Here is a 16771-nt window from a genome sequence, read left to right on the forward strand (position 1 = left end):
CGTCACACCTCCACCCGGTCGCCGATCAGGTCCGCGCCGCGCACGTACTGGCGGCCGCAGACGAGCAGCTCCTCGGCCGGGAAGCGGGTGATGATCCGCGGGCCGTCGGCCGTCACGACGATCTCCTCCTCGATCCGCGCCGCGCCGCTGCCGTCTCTGGTGGCGCAGTAGGTCTCCAGCGCGAAGACCATCCCCTCCTCGATCACGATCGGGTCGTCGAACGAGTTGAGGCGCGAGATCATCGGCGCCTCGTAGAGGCCGACGCCGATGCCGTGGCCGAACTGGAGGCCGAAGCACGACTCCTCGCTGGGGAAGCCCAGCTCCTGCGCGGTCGGCCAGACGGAGGCGATTCTGTCGGTCGTGACGCCGGGCCGCACCAGCTCGATCGCGTCGTCGAGCCACTCGCGGCACTGCTTGTAGGCGTCGATCTGCCCCTGGTTCGTGCCGCCGACCGAGAACGTGCGGTAGTAGCACGTGCGGTAGCCCATGAAGGAGTGGATGATGTCGAAGAAGGCCTGATCGCCCGGCCGCAGCAGGCGGTCGGAGAAGACGTGCGGGTGGGGCGCGCAGCGGTCGCCGGAGACGGCGTTGATCGCCTCCACCTGCTCGGAGCCCAGCTCGAACAGCAGCCGCTGGGTGTCGGCGACGATCTCGTGCTCGCGCACGCCGGGGCGCAGCGTCTCGTAGATGTTCTGGTACGCGGCGTCGACGATGCCGGCGGCATGGTCGAGCAGCGCGATCTCGTCGGCGGTCTTGATCTTGCGCGCGCTCTGCATGATCGGCGCGGCGTCGCCGGTCGCGATCCCGCGGCGGTGCAGCGACGCGAGCGTCTCCATGTCGGTCAGGTCGATCCCGACCGGCTTGTCGAGCAGGCCGTGGTCGTCGAGCACGTCGTAGATGTGGCCGGCGAGCAGGTCGGGGACGCCGCTCTCGCGCGGCATCGCGCCGCGCATCGACGTGACGCCGGCCTGCCAGCTCGACTCCGGCAGCCACGGCGCGTACAGCTGGTGGTGCTTGGCGGCGGAGCCGAAGTCCCACAGGACCGGGTCGCCGTTGCGCGGCAGCAGCACGCAGCGGGCGCTCTTGTCGCGCGCCCACTCGCCGATGTGGGTGGAGGTGACGTAGCGGATGTTGTTCTGGTCGAACAGCAGCACCGCCCCCAGCTCGGAGGCCTCCAGCGCCGCCTTCGCGCGCGCCAGGCGATCCGAGCGCAGGCGCGAAAAGTCGACGCGCTGCTCCCAGTCGACCGCCATGGTCGCTCCACGTGACGCGATGTTCATGCGCGAGCCCTCTCCTCGTGTGTCGAACGCCAAGGCACGTGGGCGACTCGACCCCCTCGTGCGTGAAGCAAGAATAAACAGTTCGACCCGATAGCGTCAATCCATACTGCGCAAAACACCCTTCCAAGGCGCCAGACGTGCATGAAAGCTTGACGAAACGGCCTCCACGGTCAGCAGTCCACAACCAGGCGTGACGGGCTCACCAGGTCGAGGTAGCCTTGGAGGCGAGATGGGATGGGGAATGGTGTGGCTGATGCTGGTGCTCAAGATCCCGATCGGGCTCTTGCTGTGGCTCGTCTGGTGGGCGATCCGGCAGACCCCTGACGAGCTGGGCGAGCACGACGGCGGCGACGGCGGCTCGAAGGTGCCGCACAGACCGGCGCCGCATCCGCGCTCGCCCTTCCCGCACCGGCCGCGCGGCCGCGGTCCCCATGGCGACCCGACCGTCGCCGCTCCCGCCCGCACGCGCACGCGCGTCACGCGCGCCCGCACCCGCGAGCACTGAGAGCCGAGAGCCGCCGCCCGTGCTGCCCGCCGCGCCGCCGCCCGCGCCGCGCCCCGCTGACAGAACCTTCCCGCGACGCGCCCGCTTTCGGTTAGGCTCGCGCCCATGCACGCGCTCCTGATCTTCGCCGCCGAAGGCGCGGCCGACCACGGCTCCAAGACCGCGTTCTACGTCGCCGGCCTCGTGCTGGCGGGCTGGGCGGTGCTCGTCGGCGGCGTCGGCGTCGCGCAGCCGGCCTTCGCCGAGCGCGAGGGCACCGGCCGCGTCGTGATCGGTATCACCGCCGTGCTCGTCGCCGCGGCGATGGCCGCCGCGATCATCACCTCCTCCTGACGCCCCCCGCCCGGGCGCACGCTCACACCGTTCTCGGCGCACGGTTACACCCCCGGCACCCGGCCGGAGGGCCCGATCCGGTAAAACGGGGGGAACGAGACTTAGAGCGCCAAGGGAGAAACATGAGCACCGGCACCACGGATCAGGGCGTCGCGGGTGGCGTAGCCCAGGGCAGCAACACGCTGACCATCACCGACAACCGCACCGGTCGTCAGTACGAAGTCCCGATCGAGGACGAGACGATCCGCAGCATCGACCTGCGCAGAATCAAGGTCAACGACGACGACTTCGGGCTCATGACCTATGACCCGGCGTTCATGAACACCGCGTCGTGTCGTTCGTCGATCACCTACATCGACGGCGACAGAGGCATCCTCGAGTACCGCGGCTACCCGATCGAGCAGCTGGCCGAGAGATCGTCCTACCTCGAGGTCGCCTACCTCCTCATCCACGGTGAACTGCCGACGCAGCCGCAGCTGGACACGTGGACGCACGAGGTCACGATCCACACGTTCGTGCACGAGAACGTGAAGGAGTTCATGCAGGGCTTCCGCTACGACGCGCATCCGATGGGGATGCTGCTCGCGTCGACCGGCGCCCTCTCGACCTTCTATCCGGAGGCGACGCAGATCAAGGACGTCGACCTGCGCTACCAGCAGATCGTGCGCCTGATCGCGAAGATGCCGACGCTGGCCGCCTTCGCCTACCGCCACAACCGCGGGATGCCGTACGTCTATCCCGACAACGACCTCAGCTACGCCGGCAACTTCCTCTCGATGATCTACAAGATCGCCGAGCTGAAGTACCAGCCGGACCCGCGCCTGGAGAGAGCGCTCGACGTCCTCTTCATCCTCCACGCCGACCACGAGCAGAACTGCTCGACCAGCGCCGTGCGCTCGGTCGGCTCCTCGCAGGTCGACCCGTACTCGGCCGTCGCGGCCGGCGTCGGCGCGCTCTACGGCCCGCTGCACGGCGGCGCCAACGAGGCCGTCCTGCGGATGCTGCGGCGGATCAGAACGACCGACAACATCCCGGAGTTCGTCGAGGGCGTGAAGAAGGGCGAAGAGCGCCTGATGGGCTTCGGCCACCGCGTCTACAAGAACTACGACCCGCGCGCCACGATCATCAAGAGAGCGGCGATGGACGTGTTCGAGGTGACGGGCACCAACCCGCTGCTCGACATCGCCACCGAGCTGGAGAAGATCGCGCTGGAGGACGAGTACTTCGTCTCGCGCAAGCTGTACCCGAACGTCGACTTCTACTCGGGCCTCATCTACGAGGCGCTCGGCATGCCGGTCGAGATGTTCCCGGTCCTGTTCGCGATCGGCCGCACCTCGGGCTGGATCGCTCAGTGGCTGGAGATGATCGACGACAAGGAGCAGAAGATCGCGCGTCCGCGCCAGATCTACACGGGCGGTCGCGAGCGCGACTACGTCCCGATGAGCCAGCGCTAGGCGCAGCTCTCGTCTCCCCGCGCCGGCGGATCCCGCCGCCGGCGCGCGCGCTCTCGCGCGGATCACCCGAACGTGTGATCCCCGCCACAGTCGGACCGCACGTCAGTTCGTACGATGGCGAACGATGTCCCCGACTCCCTCCGACGGTCTCGCGATCGAGATCCGCCCGATACGGCCCGACGACAAGCAGCGGCTCGCCGCCGGTCACGAGCTGATGTCGTCGGAGACGCAGCGGATGCGGTACCTGATGCCGAAGCCGCGCCTCAGCAGCGCCGAGCTGCGCTACCTGACCGAGATCGACGGCGAGGACCACGTCGCGCTCGTCGCCGTCGCCGAGCAGTTCCCCGAGGTGACGCTCGGCGTCGGCCGCTTCGTGCGCGACCGCGAGCGGCCCGACACGGCCGAGTTCGCGATCGTCATAGCCGACGCCTTCCAGGGCATCGGCCTCGGCGGCGCGCTCGCCGAGCAGCTCGCCGAGGCCGCGATCGAGCGCGGCGTGCGCCGCTTCTCGGCGACCGTCCTGCACGAGAACGTCGCGATCCGCGCGCTGCTGGAGCGGATCTCCGACAGGCTCGCGGAGGCGCGCTGGAGCGACGGCGCCGGCGAGCTGCTGTACGAGCTCAGCGCCGCCTGACCGGGCGCTCAAGCGCGGGCGCCCGCGGGCGATGATCCCGCTCATGAAGATCTCCCACACGCGCGCCGTCGGCCCCGCGGCGCTGCTGGCCTGCGCCGCGCTCGCCGTCACCGGCTGCGAGGCGTCGTTCAGCACCGGTTCGACCAAGATCGACCCGGACAAGGCGGCGAGACTGGCGAGACAGCTCGTCAACGCCGGCGAGGTCAAGTCGAGAACGATCGACTGCCCCAGCGACGTCGACGCCGAGAGCGGCAAGACGTTCGTCTGCGAGATCACCTGGGCCGACGGCACGACCGGCCGGGTCACCTTCCACATGACCTCCGACGACGGCGACATCTCCGCCGAGGGCAGAGACGTCGAGATCGACAAGTAGCGCCACCTTTCGACGTCGAGTACGACGGCAGCAAGGACTTCAAGGCCAGCTGACCTGGCGGCGCCCGCGCCGGGCCGGATAGGCTCGGCGCGATGGCGCGCTACACCCTCACCGTGCGCGACGGCCCGCGCGTCGTGCACGAGCACCACCGCGAGCTGGAGACGGCGCTCGACGCGCTGCAGGCGCGCGTGCTGGAGCTGACCGCGCGCCGCCCGCGCGAGGCGCTCGACGTCAAGACGCGCACGTTCGCGCCGGCCGAGCAGGTCGTCGCGCGCGCCGAGCTGCGCGGGCCGGAGCGGCTGCTGCCGCGGATCCGCGCCGGTGTCGACGTCCGCGGCGACGGCTCCGCCGAGGCCTGGACCGGCCGCGCCCGCCGTCAGCCGATCGCCCGCGAGGACGGCGAAAGCGCCCTCTCGGCCCTCCGCCGCACCGTCGCCGCCTGAGACGTCTGCGGCTCAGGGGGTCGCACAGACCCCCTCCGCCGCAGACGTGCGCTCAGAGGTCGGCGGCGGACAGCTGGTTGCCGTAGGGGCCGCGGCCGCAGAGGCACCAGGCGCCGCAGCGGGCGGCGAGCGTCAGCGCGGCGCCGATCTCCAGGCCGGCGCCGAGGCCGTACGTCAGCCCGGCCGCGAACGAGTCGCCGCAGCCGTAGGCGTCGACCGGCGTGCCCGGCAGCGCGACCGCCTCCCAGCGCCCGCCGGCGCCGTCGGAGCCGAGGTAGGAGCCGCCGCGCGCGCCGTCGGTCAGGACCGTCCAGCGCGGCCCCGGGCCGAGCGTCGCGATCCCCGCGCGCTCCTTCTCGTCGGAGGCGCTGGCGATCACGACGTCCGGCAGCACGCCGGCCGCCATCAGCCCCTCGGGCGCGCGGCCGGAGGCGACGACCACGCGCGCGCGGCGGGCCGCGCGCGCCGCGCCGGCGTCGCCGCCGGTCCAGTAGACGGCGTCGGCGCCGTCGAGCCGCTCCCACGGCAGCGGCTCCTCGCCGCTGGGCACGAGCCGCTCGCCGAGCACGGTGATCGTCCGCTCGGCGTTGCGGTCGAGGTGGGTGAAGGCGCGCCGCTGCGCCCGCCCCGGGCGCGCGACGGCGTGCACGTCGAGCCCGTGCAGGGCGGTCAGCTCGCGCGCGCTGCGCGCGCCCAGCTCGTCGTCGCCGACGACGGTGAAGAAGTCGGCCCGCCCGGCCAGCTGCCGCAGCTGCACCGCCGCGACCGCGCCGCCGCCGGCCGGGACCGCGAACTGCTGCTCGGCGGTGACGATCTCGCCGGCCGTCGGCAGGTGGTCGACGACGGCGAAGTCGAGCCACTCGATGTGGCCGACGACGGCGACCCGCGGCGCCTGAGCGGTCACAGCACCAGCGTCGCGCCGTGGCGCCGCAGCCACGCCTGATGCGCTTCGTAGTCGGGCCAGCGGCTGGCGAGCAGGTTCCAGAAGCGCGGCGAGTGGTCCATCACCTCGAGGTGGCAGACCTCGTGCCAGACGACGTAGTCGAGCACCGGCGCGGGCGCCAGCAGCAGCCGCCAGTTGAACGACATCCCGCCGTTGGTCGAGCAGCTCGCCCAGCGCGTTCTCTGGCCGCGGATCGTCAGCTTCGTGTAGCGCGTGCCGGCCCGCGCGGTGGCGGCGTCGAGCCGCGGCGCGATCTCCTCGGCCGCGCGGCGGCGGTACCAGCGCTCCAGCGCCGCGCGCGACGCCTCGCCGTCCGCCGGCGCGCCCGGCACCAGCAGCCGCTCGCCGCTGCGGTGGACGCGCGTGCGCCCCGGCTCGGCGACCAGCGCGAGCGTCTGGCCGAGGTAGGGGACGGTCGCGCCGCGGGCGGCGATCGCGGCGCGGTGACGCTCCAGCTCGGCGATCCGGCGCTCGATCCACGGCCGCAGCTGGCGGATCGCGGCGGCCGCCTCGCGCTCGGCGGTGCGGCGCGGAAGCACGACCTCGACACCGCTCTGCTCGTCGACTCGCACGCGCACGCGGCGGGCCCGATCGGACCGTCGCACGCGGTAGGAGATGTCACCTTCCACACGAGTCACCGCGTTGAGGGTACGCTGGCGGCGGGATGGAGCGTTGGCGCGTCGAACTTCCACGCGGGATCGAGCCGCCGTTCGAGGTGTACGTCAACGGCGTGCTGCAACGGACGGGCGACGACTACGAGGTCGTCGATCGCGTGCTGCTGTTCACGAGACCGCTGACGCAGGAAGGCAGACTCGGCTTCTGGCGCTGGTTCTGGGGCGCCTGGGGCATAGGCACCTACCGCAGACACCACACGATCGACGTCCGCTACCAGCGCGACGGGCAGACGCTCGTCGCGCACGCGCTGAGAGCGCTGCCGCCGAGCACTTGACTCTTCCCCATTAGTCAGGTTTGCTGGTCACGGGGCCGGTCAACCAAAAGGGGAGAGAGATGGAGAACGTCCTGGGCGCCGCCGTGCGCCGCATCGCGCTGCTGGCGGCGGCGATGCTGCTGTCCGTGCTGCTGCTCGCGCCTGCCGCGCGCGCCGACCTGCCGGTCGTCTACAACTTCCCGACCGCGGTCGGGCTCGGCACGCTCGCGCCGAACACCGATCCGCCCGGCGCCAACGACTGGAGATGCAGACCGTCGGCGGCGCATCCGTACCCGGTCGTGCTCGTCCACGGCACGCTCGAGAACAAGCTGATGAACTGGAACGCGCTGTCGCCGCTGCTGAAGAACAACGGCTACTGCGTCTACGCGCTCAACTACGGCGCCTACCTGCCGGGCCCGTTCCTCGGCCTCTCGCACATCCCCGACTCGGCCGTCGAGCTGGGCGGGTTCGTCAACAGAGTGCTGTCGAGCAGCGGCGCCAGAGAGGTCGACATCGTCGGCCACTCGCAGGGCGGGATGATGCCGCGCTACTACATCAAGTACCTCGGCGGGGCGGGCGCGGTCCACACGCTCGTCGGCCTGACGCCGTCCAACCACGGCACGACGCTGCTCGGCCTCTCGACGATCGGCAGATACATCCCGGGCGTCAGCGGCATCCTCACGGCCGGCGCGCCGGCACTGGAGGACCAGCGCATCGGCTCGTTCTTCAACACCGACCTCGACGCGGGCGGCGACACGATAGCCGGCGTCAACTACACGGTGATCGCGTCGAGATACGACGAGGTCGTCACGCCGTACACGAACAGCTTCCTCAGAGGCGCGACCAACATCACGCTCTCCGACGGCTGCTTCGTCAACCTGACCGAGCACCTCGGCGTCTCCTATGACCGCCGCGCGCTGCGCTACACGCTCAACGCGCTCGACCCGGCCACCGCCAGAACGCCGCCGTGCGTTCCGACGCTGCCGGGCGTCGGCGGCTAGGCAGTCGCCAGCCGCAGCGCCGGATCGGCTCCAGCTCTCTTGTCCCAAGGGCGCTGGAGCCGCAGCGCGGAGAGGATCGCGCGCGTCGCCGGGGAGCGGTTGATCGTGTAGAAGTGGATGCCGGGCGCGCCGTTGGCGAGCAGCTCGGCGCACTGCAGCGTCGCGTAGGCGACGCCCAGCTCGGCGACCGCCTCCTCGTCGTCGCCGCGCGCGTCGAGCGCCTCCAGCAGCGCCGGCGGGATCGTCGAGCCGCCGAGCGCGGTCATCCGCTTGACGCCGGCGGCCGAGATGATCGGCATGATGCCCGGCACGATCGGGACGTCGATCCCGGCCGCGCGCGCCCGCGCGACGAAGTCGTAGTAGACCGCGTTGTCGAAGAACAGCTGCGTGATCAGGACGCGCGCGCCGGCGTCGACCTTCTCCCTCAGGTGCGCGAGGTCGGTCTCCGCGTCGGGCGCCTCGCTGTGCACCTCGGGGTAGCAGGCGCCGACGAGGCAGACCTCCGGGTAGCCGGCGGCGACCAGGCGGGTCAGGTCGGTCGCGTGCGCGAGGCCGTGCTCGACCGCTCTGAACTCGGTCTCGCCGCTCGGCGGGTCGCCGCGCAGCGCGAGCACGTTCTCGATCCCGGCGTCGCGCATCTGCCGCAGCGCGGCGTGCAGGTCGTCGGTCGTGGCGCCGACGCAGGTGAAGTGCGCCATCGCCTCGAGGTCGTGGTTGTCGCGGATTCTGGAGACGATCTCGATCGTCTTCGTGCGCGTCGAGCCGCCGGCGCCCCAGGTGACGGAGACGAAGGCCGGCTGCAGCGGCCGCAGCGCCTCCAGGGCCTCGAACAGCTTGACCTCGCCCTCCGCCGTCTTCGGCGGGAAGAACTCGAAGGAGAAGACCGGGTCTCCCCCGGCGGCGATGATCTCGTCGATGCGCATGGTCCGCCCGATTCTAGATGGGCGGCCCGTTCCACAGCCACATGCCGAGACGGCCGAGCGAGCGGTAGCCGAGGCCGGCGTAGAGGCGCTCGCCCTCGTAGCTGGACTCCAGCGTCGAGCTCGCCAGGCCGCGCTCGCGCGCGTCGGCGAGCGCCGCGTGCAGCAGCTGCCGCGCGAGCCCGCGGCGCTGCTGGCCGGGGTCGGTCGCGACCCACTGGACCATGCGGTTGTCGTCGTGGTCGAAGGTCACCAGGCAGGCCGCCGGGCGGCCGTCGACGCGCGCCATCCAGCGCTTGAAGCGGCGGTCGCGCAGGCCGGCGAAGGCGGTTCCGAAGGCGCCCGGCAGCTCGCCGTTGGCGCGCTCGTTGAGGATCGTGATCTCGACCGGATGAGGGTCGGCGTCGAGCGCGAACGGCGTCCCGCCCGGCGCCGGCTCCGCCAGCTGGGAGAGATCGAGCGCCATCGCCATCGGCTCGTACTCGCGGAAGTGACCGGCCTGCTCCAGCAGCGGCGGCGCCTGCTCGTCGCCGGGCAGCGTCCAGACCATCCAGTGGCTGACGCCGGCGTCGGCGTACAGCTCGCGCAGCGACGCGAGGCCGCCGGCGAGCGCGGCGTGGTCCTCGAACATCACGCAGTTGACGATCGACTGCGTCGGCGCGCTCGGCGTCACGAACGCGATCAGCCCGTCACGCTCGACGACGCTCCCGCCGACCGAGGCCGGCGCCTCGATGCGGTTGAAGGCGCGCATCGTCGCCGTCAGCGTGTCGAGCACGGGCTAGACGGAGACCCAGCGCTCGGGGTCGCCGGGCTCCCGGCGAGCCGCCCCGATCGCTTCGAGGTGGCGCAGGTAGCAGAGCGTCTCGGCGACCAGCCAGGCGGCGGCGTGGAGCGCGTCTCTGCCATGGACGTAGGGGACGACCTCGTAGGCGGTCAGCGGCTCGCCCTCGATCGCGACCGCCGCCGCCGCGACCCGCTGCGCGACCAGCTCGCGGCTGGCCTCGATGTGCGCCTGCACGTCGGTGAAGGGGCGCGCGTGGCCGGCGAGGCAGAGGCGCGGCAGCGGGTCGAGCGCCTCGATCGCGTCGAGCGAGCGCAGGAACTCGCCGACCGGGTCGGGCGTCCAGCCGTAGTCGAAGTAGAGCGAGATGCGGCCCAGCAGATGGTCGCCGGAGATCAGGATGCGGCGCTCGGGCTGGTAGAGGCAGACGTGCGAGGGCGCGTGGCCGGGCGTCTCGATCGTCTGCCAGAAGCCGTGGTCGGTCTCGAACTCGATCCCCGGCAGCAGCGCCAGGTCCGGCGGGATCACGCGCGCGATCCCCGGATGCTGCTCCTTCGCGATCTCGGCGTAGCGGCGCAGCACCAGCTCCGGCACGCCGGAGGTGCGGCCGATCTCCAGCCTGCGCGCGACGGCCTGCTCGGGATCCTCGACCGAGCGCGTCGCGTGCTCGTAGTTGGGGTGCATCCACAGCTCGCAGCCGGTGCGGTCGACGATCGTCGCGGCCTGGCCGTAGTGGTCGGTGTGGGCGTGGGTGCAGACGAGCAGCCTGACGTCGTCGAGGCTCAGGTTGACCATCGACATCGCCCGCTCGAGCTGCTCCAGCGAGCCCTCCTCGTGCATGCCGCAGTCGACCAGCACGATCCCGTCGCCGGCTCTGAGCGCCCAGGCGTTGCAGTGGGGGACGCCCGGCCAGGGCAGCGGCAGCCGCAGCCGCCAGATGCCGTTCAGGACGCGCTCCCCGCGACCCAGCTCCCGCTTGCGCGTCGGTTCGGACATGCTCAGCCCACCATATAGGCGCGCGACGATCGACTGCGGTGCGATTCGACACGCAGCGACGCACCGCTTCCAGGCGTGACCTCGACGCCCGCGCAGCGGATAGGCTGGCTGGACAGCCAAGCGAGGAGAGACGCATGGGATCAGCAGCGCAGACGCAGGCCGAGGTGACGGAGGAGGTCGCGCGACGCTACTTCGCCGCCGTCGCGGCACGCGATCCCGAGGCGATGGCGGCCTGCTGGAAGGCGGGCGGGATCGACCGCCTCCACGGGCAGGCGGAGCTGGTCGCGCCAGACGACGTCCGGACGTACTTCCGCGCGCTGTTCGACGCCTTCCCCGACCTCACCGTCGAGGTCCTCTCGACCACCGCCGACACCGAGCGCTGCGCCGTCCGCTGGCGGCTGACGGCGACCTTCGCCGGCCCCGGCCGCTTCCAGGGCTTCGCCCCGACCGGCGCGCGCGTCGCCTTCGAGGCGGTCGACGTCGTGCAGGTCGCCGACGGGCTCGTGGTCGGCAACGACGCCTACCTCGACGGCGCCGACGTGGCGCGCCAGCTCGGCGTGCTGCCGCCCAGAGACTCCGGCCAGGAGCGCTCGATGACGGCGCTCGTCAACGCCCGCACGATCGTCGCCGGCAAGCTGGCGGCGGCGCCGCCGGAGCGGATCGCCGACGGCGTCTGGGTCGTCAGAGGCGGGCTGCCGAGAAAGCTGATGAACGTCTACCTGCTGGAGGAGCCGGGCGGCGGCGTGACGCTGTTCGACGCCGGCGTCGCCTCGATGACGCCGGCGCTGGCGGCGATCGGCGCGCGGATGGGCGGGATCAGACGGATCGTGCTCGGCCACGCCCACCCCGACCACCGCGGCGCCGCCGCCGGCCTCGACGCCGACGTCCTCTGCCACGCCGCCGACCGCGCCGACGCCGAGGGCGACGGCGGCGTCCACTACATGGACCTGTCGCAGCTCGACATCCACGGCCGCATGTCGATGCCGCGGCTGCTCAGACACTGGGACGGCGGGCCGGTGCAGATCGCCGGCACGGTCGCCGAGGGCGACGAGATCGCCGGCTTCGAGGTCGTCCACCTGCCCGGCCACGCGCCCGGCCTGATCGGGCTGTGGCGCGCCTCCGACCGGCTCGCGCTCGCCAGCGACACCTTCTACACGCTCGATCCGCAGACCGGGATCCCCGGCCACGTGCGCGTGCCGCACCGCGCCTTCAACGCCGACACGGCGCAGGCGCGCGAGTCGATCCGCAAGCTCGCCGGGCTGCGGCCCGCGACCGCCTGGTCGGGCCACGACAAGCCGCTGAGCGGCGACGTCGCCTCCGCGCTGCTGCGAGCGGCGGACGCCGGGTAGCCTTCGGCGGCAGATGGGACGCCGCAGCCGCCAGCGCGACAAGCAGGACAGACTCCAGGCGCCGAACGCCGACTACCGCGACGCCGACGGCAACGTGCTGACGCTGCGCGGCGCGCTCTCGCTCGCGACGCGGCGGCAGTACGCCGAGGTCATCGGCGGCTCGCCGCTGTCGGCCGAGGACGCCTGGCAGCGCGCGGTCGAGTTCCTGTTCGAGCGGCTGGCCGTGCGCTGGACGATCCACGACGTGCCGATCGAGAAGCAGAAGGAGCTGCTGCAGCGCTACCGCTTCTCCTCGCAGGACGAGCGCCATTGGATCCGCGACACGCTGCGCGAGCACCTCGCCGAGCACTTCCCCGACCTGAGAGCGCCATGACCTCAGCCCGCTGGACCGACGCCGACAGCGACGCCTTCGCCGAGCTGCTGACCGGCTACTGCCTCGAGATCCAGCCGGCGCAGCAGGTGCTGGTGCGCACGACGACGCTGGCGGCGCCGCTGCTGCTGGCGCTCCAGCGCTCGATCCTCGCGCGCGAGGCGTGGCCGCTGCTGCGGCCCGCGCTGCCGGGGCTGGACGAGGAGTTCTACGCGCTCGCCGCCGACGCCCAGCTCGACGGCTGCGCGCCGCTGGCGCGCGCCGAGGCCGAGCAGGCCGACGTCTTCCTCTCGATCCAGGCGCCCGAGAACACGCGCGCGCTCGCCGGCGTCGACCCGGCGCGGCTGGCGCGGGCCGCCCGCGCCCGTGCGCCGCTCGGCGAGCTGCGACTGCGCAAGCGCTGGTGCGGGACGCTGTGGCCGACGCAGGCCGGCGCCCAGCAGGCGGGGATGGGCTTCGACGACTTCGCCGCGTTCGTGCGCGGCGCGCTGTTCCTCGACCGTGCCGACCCGGCCGCCGCCTGGCGCGAGCTGGGGGCGTTCCAGGCCGAGCTGATCGAGCGGCTGACGCCGGCCAGGACGATCCGCATCGAGGCCGACGGGACCGACCTGACGCTGTCGGTCGCCGGGCGCACCTGGGCCAACTCCGACGGCAGACGCAACATGCCCAGCGGCGAGGTCTTCACCGGCCCGATCGAGGACTCGGCCAACGGCATGATCCGCTTCACCGTCCCGTCCGCGCCCGGCGGCGTCGACGTCGAGGAGGTGACGCTCACCTTCCGTGACGGTGACGTCGTCGAGGCGCATGCCGCGCGCGGCCAGGAGTACCTCGACCGCACGCTCGCGACCGACCCCGGCGCCCGCCGCCTGGGCGAGATCGGGATCGGCACGAACTTCGGCATCGATCGCGCGATCGGGGCGATCCTGTTCGACGAGAAGATCGGCGGGACGGTCCATCTCGCGCTCGGCCGGAGTTATCCGGAGACCGGCGGGGTAAACGAGTCGGCAGTCCACTGGGACCTCATCTGCGACCTGCGGGAAAGCGGCCGATTGAGCGCCGACGGCGTCGTGCTGCAAGAGGCCGGCGCCTTTAATTAGGCGCATCGGGCAGTCACCAGACGTTCACTTCGGCGTCACAGGTCGGCAACTACATCGTGTAGTAGGCACGACACGGTACGCGGCGTTGTTGCGTACCACCACAAGGGAGACCTCCGTCCCATGAACAAGCGTGCCCTGTCCACCATCGCCCTGCTCGGCGCGACCGGCGCGGTCGTCGCGGGCGGCGTCGCGATCGGTGCCGGCGGCGTCAACGAGGACCAGTCGGCGACGCTCGCCGGCAAGATCGACTCCTCCAAGCCCAAGAACGTCATCCTGCTGATCGGCGACGGCATGGGCGACTCCGAGGTCACGATCGGCCGCTACTACGGCAAGGGCGCCGCCGGCCGCCTGAACATGGACAGACTGCCGTTCCGCGGCAGCTCGATCCACTACGTGCTGTCGCCCGGCGCCGGCCCGAACTACGCGCCCAACTACGCCGGCGACTCGGCGCCGACCGCGACCGCGTGGTCGACCGGCAAGCGCACGCAGGACGGCCGCGTCTCGCAGGGGCCGTCGACCGCCGCCAACGTGCCCGGCAGCAACGAGGGCTACAGAACCTACATGGAGATGGCGAAGGCGGCCGGCAAGGCCACCGGCAACGTCTCGACCGCCGAGATCACCGACGCGACGCCGGCTGGTCCCTCCTCGCACATCTCGCAGCGCGGCTGCCAGGGCCCGGCCGACACGCGCACGTCCTGCCTGAGCGAGTCCAAGAGCAGAGGCGGCCTCGGCTCGATCGCCGAGCAGGAGGCCGACAACGGCTTCGACGTCGTCCTCGGCGGCGGCCGCGCCCGCTGGGAGCAGACGCTCGACGACAACTCGGGCAACGTCATCCAGTACGCCGCGCAGAGAGGCTACTCGCAGTACGTCACCGACAAGGCCGGCCTCGCGGGCGTCAGCTCGCTGAGAAACGGCAAGGTGCTCGGCCTCTTCAACGCGTCGAACATGACGACCGAGTTCAGACCGCTCTACGCGCGTACTGACAGATGGCTGACCGACAACGCCGGCACGCTCGACCCGACGCTCAACGGCGGCGGCGCGAACGTGGCCTGCACCGACGGCCAGCGCGCGGCGACCAACGAGCCGTCGCTCGCCGAGATGACGCAGAAGGCGATCGACCTGCTGAAGGACAACGCCAACGGCTTCGTGCTGCAGGCCGAGGGCGCCTCGATCGACAAGCGCGACCACGCCGCTGACGTCTGCGGCCAGATCGGCGAGCTGCTCGAGCTCGACGACGCGGTCGGCGTCGCGCAGGAGTTCCAGCGCACCCACCCGGACACGCTGATCATCGTCACGGCGGACCACTCGCACACGTCGCAGATCATCAACGCGACCTCGAAGCCGGCGACCGGCTCCTCGTACGCGACGGTCAGAACGGCTGACGGCGCGCCGATGCGCGTCACGTACGGCACGAAGGACACGGGCGACGGCGCGACCGCCACCGGTTCGCAGGATCACACCGGCGCGACCGTCCCGGTGTGGGCGTCGGGCCCGCAGGCCGCCAACATCCAGGGCACGATCGACCAGACCGACATCTTCGCGGTCCTCAACGGCTTCGCGCCGAGCAAGGTCGCGCAGGGCGAGAAGGGCGACGCCGGCGCTCAGGGTGACAAGGGCGACAAGGGCGACACCGGCGTCCAGGGCCCGCAGGGCAACACCGGCGTCAACGGCGCCAACGGCGCGACGGGCCCGATCGGCGCGACCGGCGCCACCGGCCCGAAGGGCGACAAGGGCGCGACCGGCGCGGCCGGCCGCGACGCCAAGGTCACGTGCAAGCTGACCGGCAGAAGAGGCGTCAAGTGCACGATCGTGTACAAGGGCGGCAAGTCGGTCAAGAAGGCGTCGCTCGTGCGCAACGGCAAGACCGTCGCGAGCGCGAAGGTCGCCCGCAACGGCGCGGTCACCTTCAAGAGCAAGCAGGCGCTGAAGAAGGGCTCGTACAAGGTCGTCGCCGGCGGCCTGAGCACGAAGCTCGTCCTGCGCTAGTCAGCAGCAGCTCGGTTCACACCCGCTGACCACGACGCCGCGCACGGCCCTTCCGTGCGCGGCGTTCGTCGTTCCGGCGGGGTGTTCAGCTGACCTTGGGCACGAGCGCGGCGGCGCGCTCGATCGCCTGCTCCTGGTGGGCCTGCAGCTCCTGGTAGGCGAAGCCCTCCGGATAGACCTGCAGGATCGTGTCGCGCACCTCGGTCTCGACACCGGCCAGCGCCTCGATCGCGGCCAGCCCGCAGAACGGCGACAGCTCCTCCGAGTAGCCGCCCTCGTGCTCGAGCACGAGCCGCCCGTCGCAGTGGCGGTCGGCGGCGGCCATCAGCGTGCGCGTGAGGTCGCCGTAGGCGGCGGGCGTCAGCATCATCCGCCCGAGCGGGTCCATCGCGCTCGCGTCGAAGCCGCTGGCGACGACGATCAGCTCCGGCGCGAAGCGGTCGAGCGCCGGCACGACGACGCGCTCGAAGGCGGCCGCGTAGGCGCCCGTGCCCGAGCCCGGCGGCAGCGGGACGTTGATGTTGCAGCCGGTGCCCGCGCCCGCGCCGTTCTCCTCGACCGGGCCGGAGCCGGGCGGGAAGTTGCCGTCCTGGTGCAGCGAGATCGTCAGCACCGACGGGTCCTCGTAAAAGGCGGCCTGGGTGCCGTTGCCGTGGTGGACGTCCCAGTCGACGATCGCGATCCGCCCGACGCCGCGCTCGCGCTGCGCGTGCAGCGTCGCGATCGCCGCGTTGCCGAGCAGGCAGAAGCCCATCCCCATGTCCGCGAGCGCGTGGTGGCCGGGCGGCCGCACGAGCGCGTAGGCGTTCCTGACCTCGCCCGCGATGACCGCGTCGAAGGCGGCGATCACGCCGCCGGCCGACAGCTTCGCGACCTCGTAGGAGCCTCTGCCGAACGGCGTCGCGCCGTCGCCGCCGTCGCCGCCCCACGCCTCCGACTCGGCGCGGATGCGCGCGAGGTAGTCCGGCGTGTGGACGCACAGCAGCTGCTCCTCGGTCGCCGGCCGCGGGGCGATCGGCGCCAGCTGGTCGAGCAGGCCGGAGACGGCCAGCAGGCTGTAGAGCCGCCGCTTGCCGTCGGCGTTCTCGCGGTGGCGCACGTCCGGCTCCAGCCAGCCGGCGGCGTCGGCCTGGAACGGCCCGGTCTGGCGGCCCGTGTTGTGCCACAGGTACCGCTCGTGCCAGACGAATCCCGTTGTCATCGCTCTCCTCTTCCGTCGCGGGGACGTTGGCGATCCTCGGCGGTGCGCGGGCGGGTGGGAATGGGGAGATCGACGTATTCGCGGTGCGGGTGCGGCGCGGCGTGGCGGGGGGCGCGGGCGCGGGCGCGGCGCCGCCGCGGCGGGGGCGGGCGCAGTGGCGGCGGGCGCAGCGGCGGC

19 protein-coding genes are annotated in these 16771 nt (G+C 72.0%); 12 read left to right on the forward strand and 7 right to left on the reverse strand.

The genetic code is table 11. The features are described 5' to 3' along the window. Positions 1-2: 2 nt before the first annotated feature. Positions 3-1280 (reverse strand): Xaa-Pro peptidase family protein, encoded by a 1278-nt coding sequence (locus Q7L73_RS23365; protein ID WP_304715675.1) that lies wholly within the window; start codon positions 1278-1280, stop codon positions 3-5. A gap of 229 nt (positions 1281-1509) precedes the next feature. Between Q7L73_RS23365 and Q7L73_RS23370 the strand changes: the two genes are divergently transcribed. From Q7L73_RS23370 to Q7L73_RS23395, 6 genes are all read left to right on the forward strand, one after another. Beyond that, positions 1510-1785, forward strand: a complete 276-nt coding sequence (locus Q7L73_RS23370; protein ID WP_304694043.1) for a hypothetical protein — start codon at positions 1510-1512, stop codon at positions 1783-1785. A 105-nt stretch (positions 1786-1890) separates the two neighbouring features. Beyond that, positions 1891-2118, forward strand: coding sequence for a hypothetical protein (locus Q7L73_RS23375; RefSeq protein WP_304694045.1), 228 nt, complete (start codon positions 1891-1893; stop codon positions 2116-2118). A gap of 122 nt (positions 2119-2240) precedes the next feature. Then, on the forward strand, positions 2241-3572 hold the full coding sequence (locus Q7L73_RS23380; protein ID WP_304694047.1) for a citrate synthase: 1332 nt from the start codon (positions 2241-2243) through the stop codon (positions 3570-3572). Between the two features lie 124 nt (positions 3573-3696). Beyond that, entirely contained in the window at positions 3697-4206 is a 510-nt protein-coding gene (locus Q7L73_RS23385; protein WP_304694049.1) for a GNAT family N-acetyltransferase, read from the forward strand. Between the two features lie 43 nt (positions 4207-4249). After that, complete coding sequence (locus Q7L73_RS23390; protein ID WP_304694051.1) at positions 4250-4579, forward strand: DUF4333 domain-containing protein; 330 nt, start codon at positions 4250-4252, stop codon at positions 4577-4579. Positions 4580-4671: 92 nt separating this feature from the next. Next, complete coding sequence (locus Q7L73_RS23395; RefSeq protein ID WP_304694053.1) at positions 4672-5022, forward strand: hypothetical protein; 351 nt, start codon at positions 4672-4674, stop codon at positions 5020-5022. Positions 5023-5074: 52 nt separating this feature from the next. On the opposite strand, the gene Q7L73_RS23400 is transcribed toward Q7L73_RS23395, so the two are convergent. Continuing rightward, positions 5075-5926 carry a PfkB family carbohydrate kinase gene (locus tag Q7L73_RS23400; RefSeq protein ID WP_304694055.1) on the reverse strand — a complete coding sequence of 284 codons (852 nt, stop codon included), beginning with the start codon at positions 5924-5926 and terminating at the stop codon, positions 5075-5077. Beyond that, the gene (locus Q7L73_RS23405; protein WP_304694057.1) at positions 5923-6603 is read right to left on the reverse strand and encodes a M48 family metallopeptidase; all 681 of its coding nucleotides are present in this window, start codon (positions 6601-6603) and stop codon (positions 5923-5925) included. The genes Q7L73_RS23400 and Q7L73_RS23405 overlap by 4 nt, the downstream gene beginning before the upstream one ends. A 26-nt stretch (positions 6604-6629) precedes the next feature. On the opposite strand from Q7L73_RS23405, the gene Q7L73_RS23410 reads away from it, so the two are divergent. Together Q7L73_RS23410 and Q7L73_RS23415 are read left to right on the forward strand one after the other, a co-directional pair. Beyond that, the gene (locus Q7L73_RS23410) at positions 6630-6914 is read left to right on the forward strand and encodes a hypothetical protein (protein ID WP_304694058.1); all 285 of its coding nucleotides are present in this window, start codon (positions 6630-6632) and stop codon (positions 6912-6914) included. Between the two features lie 59 nt (positions 6915-6973). After that, entirely contained in the window at positions 6974-7894 is a 921-nt protein-coding gene (locus tag Q7L73_RS23415; RefSeq protein WP_304694060.1) for a triacylglycerol lipase, read from the forward strand. Here the strand turns inward: Q7L73_RS23415 and metF are convergent. Genes metF through Q7L73_RS23430 form a run of 3 tightly spaced genes read right to left on the reverse strand, consistent with a single transcriptional unit; the run spans position 7891 to position 10591 of the window. Continuing rightward, positions 7891-8817: a methylenetetrahydrofolate reductase [NAD(P)H] gene (metF, locus tag Q7L73_RS23420; protein ID WP_304694062.1), complete on the reverse strand. Its 927-nt coding sequence runs from the start codon at positions 8815-8817 to the stop codon at positions 7891-7893. The genes Q7L73_RS23415 and metF overlap by 4 nt on opposite strands. Before the next feature lie 13 nt (positions 8818-8830). Continuing rightward, positions 8831-9589, reverse strand: a complete 759-nt coding sequence (locus Q7L73_RS23425) for a GNAT family N-acetyltransferase (RefSeq protein ID WP_304694064.1) — start codon at positions 9587-9589, stop codon at positions 8831-8833. 3 nt (positions 9590-9592) lie between these two features. Next, a complete protein-coding gene (locus Q7L73_RS23430; RefSeq protein ID WP_304694066.1) occupies positions 9593-10591 on the reverse strand; it encodes an MBL fold metallo-hydrolase in 999 nt (332 codons plus the stop codon). A gap of 134 nt (positions 10592-10725) precedes the next feature. On the opposite strand from Q7L73_RS23430, the gene Q7L73_RS23435 reads away from it, so the two are divergent. From Q7L73_RS23435 to Q7L73_RS23450, 4 genes are all read left to right on the forward strand, one after another. Continuing rightward, on the forward strand, positions 10726-11940 hold the full coding sequence (locus Q7L73_RS23435; RefSeq protein ID WP_304694068.1) for an ester cyclase: 1215 nt from the start codon (positions 10726-10728) through the stop codon (positions 11938-11940). A 13-nt stretch (positions 11941-11953) separates the two neighbouring features. Beyond that, complete coding sequence (locus tag Q7L73_RS23440; protein ID WP_304694070.1) at positions 11954-12313, forward strand: hypothetical protein; 360 nt, start codon at positions 11954-11956, stop codon at positions 12311-12313. Then, complete coding sequence (locus Q7L73_RS23445) at positions 12310-13407, forward strand: aminopeptidase (RefSeq protein ID WP_304694071.1); 1098 nt, start codon at positions 12310-12312, stop codon at positions 13405-13407. The genes Q7L73_RS23440 and Q7L73_RS23445 overlap by 4 nt, the downstream gene beginning before the upstream one ends. A gap of 120 nt (positions 13408-13527) precedes the next feature. Continuing rightward, positions 13528-15393, forward strand: coding sequence for an alkaline phosphatase (locus Q7L73_RS23450; RefSeq protein WP_304694073.1), 1866 nt, complete (start codon positions 13528-13530; stop codon positions 15391-15393). A gap of 85 nt (positions 15394-15478) precedes the next feature. Here Q7L73_RS23450 and Q7L73_RS23455 read toward each other — a convergent pair whose 3' ends face one another. Continuing rightward, positions 15479-16594, reverse strand: a complete 1116-nt coding sequence (locus tag Q7L73_RS23455) for a class II histone deacetylase (protein ID WP_304694075.1) — start codon at positions 16592-16594, stop codon at positions 15479-15481. Between the last annotated feature and the right edge of the window lie 177 nt (positions 16595-16771).

Origin of the sequence: Conexibacter sp. CPCC 205762 (assembly GCF_030646155.1) — a bacterium.
Classification (GTDB): domain Bacteria; phylum Actinomycetota; class Thermoleophilia; order Solirubrobacterales; family Solirubrobacteraceae; genus Conexibacter.

What these genes read in the sequence shown, in the direction of transcription:
- Q7L73_RS23365 (WP_304715675.1), bottom strand. Translation starts at nt 1,280, where the DNA reads ATGAACATCGCGTCACGTGGAGCGACCATGGCGGTCGACTGGGAGCAG.
- Q7L73_RS23370 (WP_304694043.1), top strand. Translation starts at nt 1,510, where the DNA reads ATGGGATGGGGAATGGTGTGGCTGATGCTGGTGCTCAAGATCCCGATC.
- Q7L73_RS23375 (WP_304694045.1), top strand. Translation starts at nt 1,891, where the DNA reads ATGCACGCGCTCCTGATCTTCGCCGCCGAAGGCGCGGCCGACCACGGC.
- Q7L73_RS23380 (WP_304694047.1), top strand. Translation starts at nt 2,241, where the DNA reads ATGAGCACCGGCACCACGGATCAGGGCGTCGCGGGTGGCGTAGCCCAG.
- Q7L73_RS23385 (WP_304694049.1), top strand. Translation starts at nt 3,697, where the DNA reads ATGTCCCCGACTCCCTCCGACGGTCTCGCGATCGAGATCCGCCCGATA.
- Q7L73_RS23390 (WP_304694051.1), top strand. Translation starts at nt 4,250, where the DNA reads ATGAAGATCTCCCACACGCGCGCCGTCGGCCCCGCGGCGCTGCTGGCC.
- Q7L73_RS23395 (WP_304694053.1), top strand. Translation starts at nt 4,672, where the DNA reads ATGGCGCGCTACACCCTCACCGTGCGCGACGGCCCGCGCGTCGTGCAC.
- Q7L73_RS23410 (WP_304694058.1), top strand. Translation starts at nt 6,630, where the DNA reads ATGGAGCGTTGGCGCGTCGAACTTCCACGCGGGATCGAGCCGCCGTTC.
- Q7L73_RS23415 (WP_304694060.1), top strand. Translation starts at nt 6,974, where the DNA reads ATGGAGAACGTCCTGGGCGCCGCCGTGCGCCGCATCGCGCTGCTGGCG.
- metF (WP_304694062.1), bottom strand. Translation starts at nt 8,817, where the DNA reads ATGCGCATCGACGAGATCATCGCCGCCGGGGGAGACCCGGTCTTCTCC.
- Q7L73_RS23430 (WP_304694066.1), bottom strand. Translation starts at nt 10,591, where the DNA reads ATGTCCGAACCGACGCGCAAGCGGGAGCTGGGTCGCGGGGAGCGCGTC.
- Q7L73_RS23435 (WP_304694068.1), top strand. Translation starts at nt 10,726, where the DNA reads ATGGGATCAGCAGCGCAGACGCAGGCCGAGGTGACGGAGGAGGTCGCG.
- Q7L73_RS23440 (WP_304694070.1), top strand. Translation starts at nt 11,954, where the DNA reads ATGGGACGCCGCAGCCGCCAGCGCGACAAGCAGGACAGACTCCAGGCG.
- Q7L73_RS23445 (WP_304694071.1), top strand. Translation starts at nt 12,310, where the DNA reads ATGACCTCAGCCCGCTGGACCGACGCCGACAGCGACGCCTTCGCCGAG.
- Q7L73_RS23450 (WP_304694073.1), top strand. Translation starts at nt 13,528, where the DNA reads ATGAACAAGCGTGCCCTGTCCACCATCGCCCTGCTCGGCGCGACCGGC.
- Q7L73_RS23455 (WP_304694075.1), bottom strand. Translation starts at nt 16,594, where the DNA reads ATGACAACGGGATTCGTCTGGCACGAGCGGTACCTGTGGCACAACACG.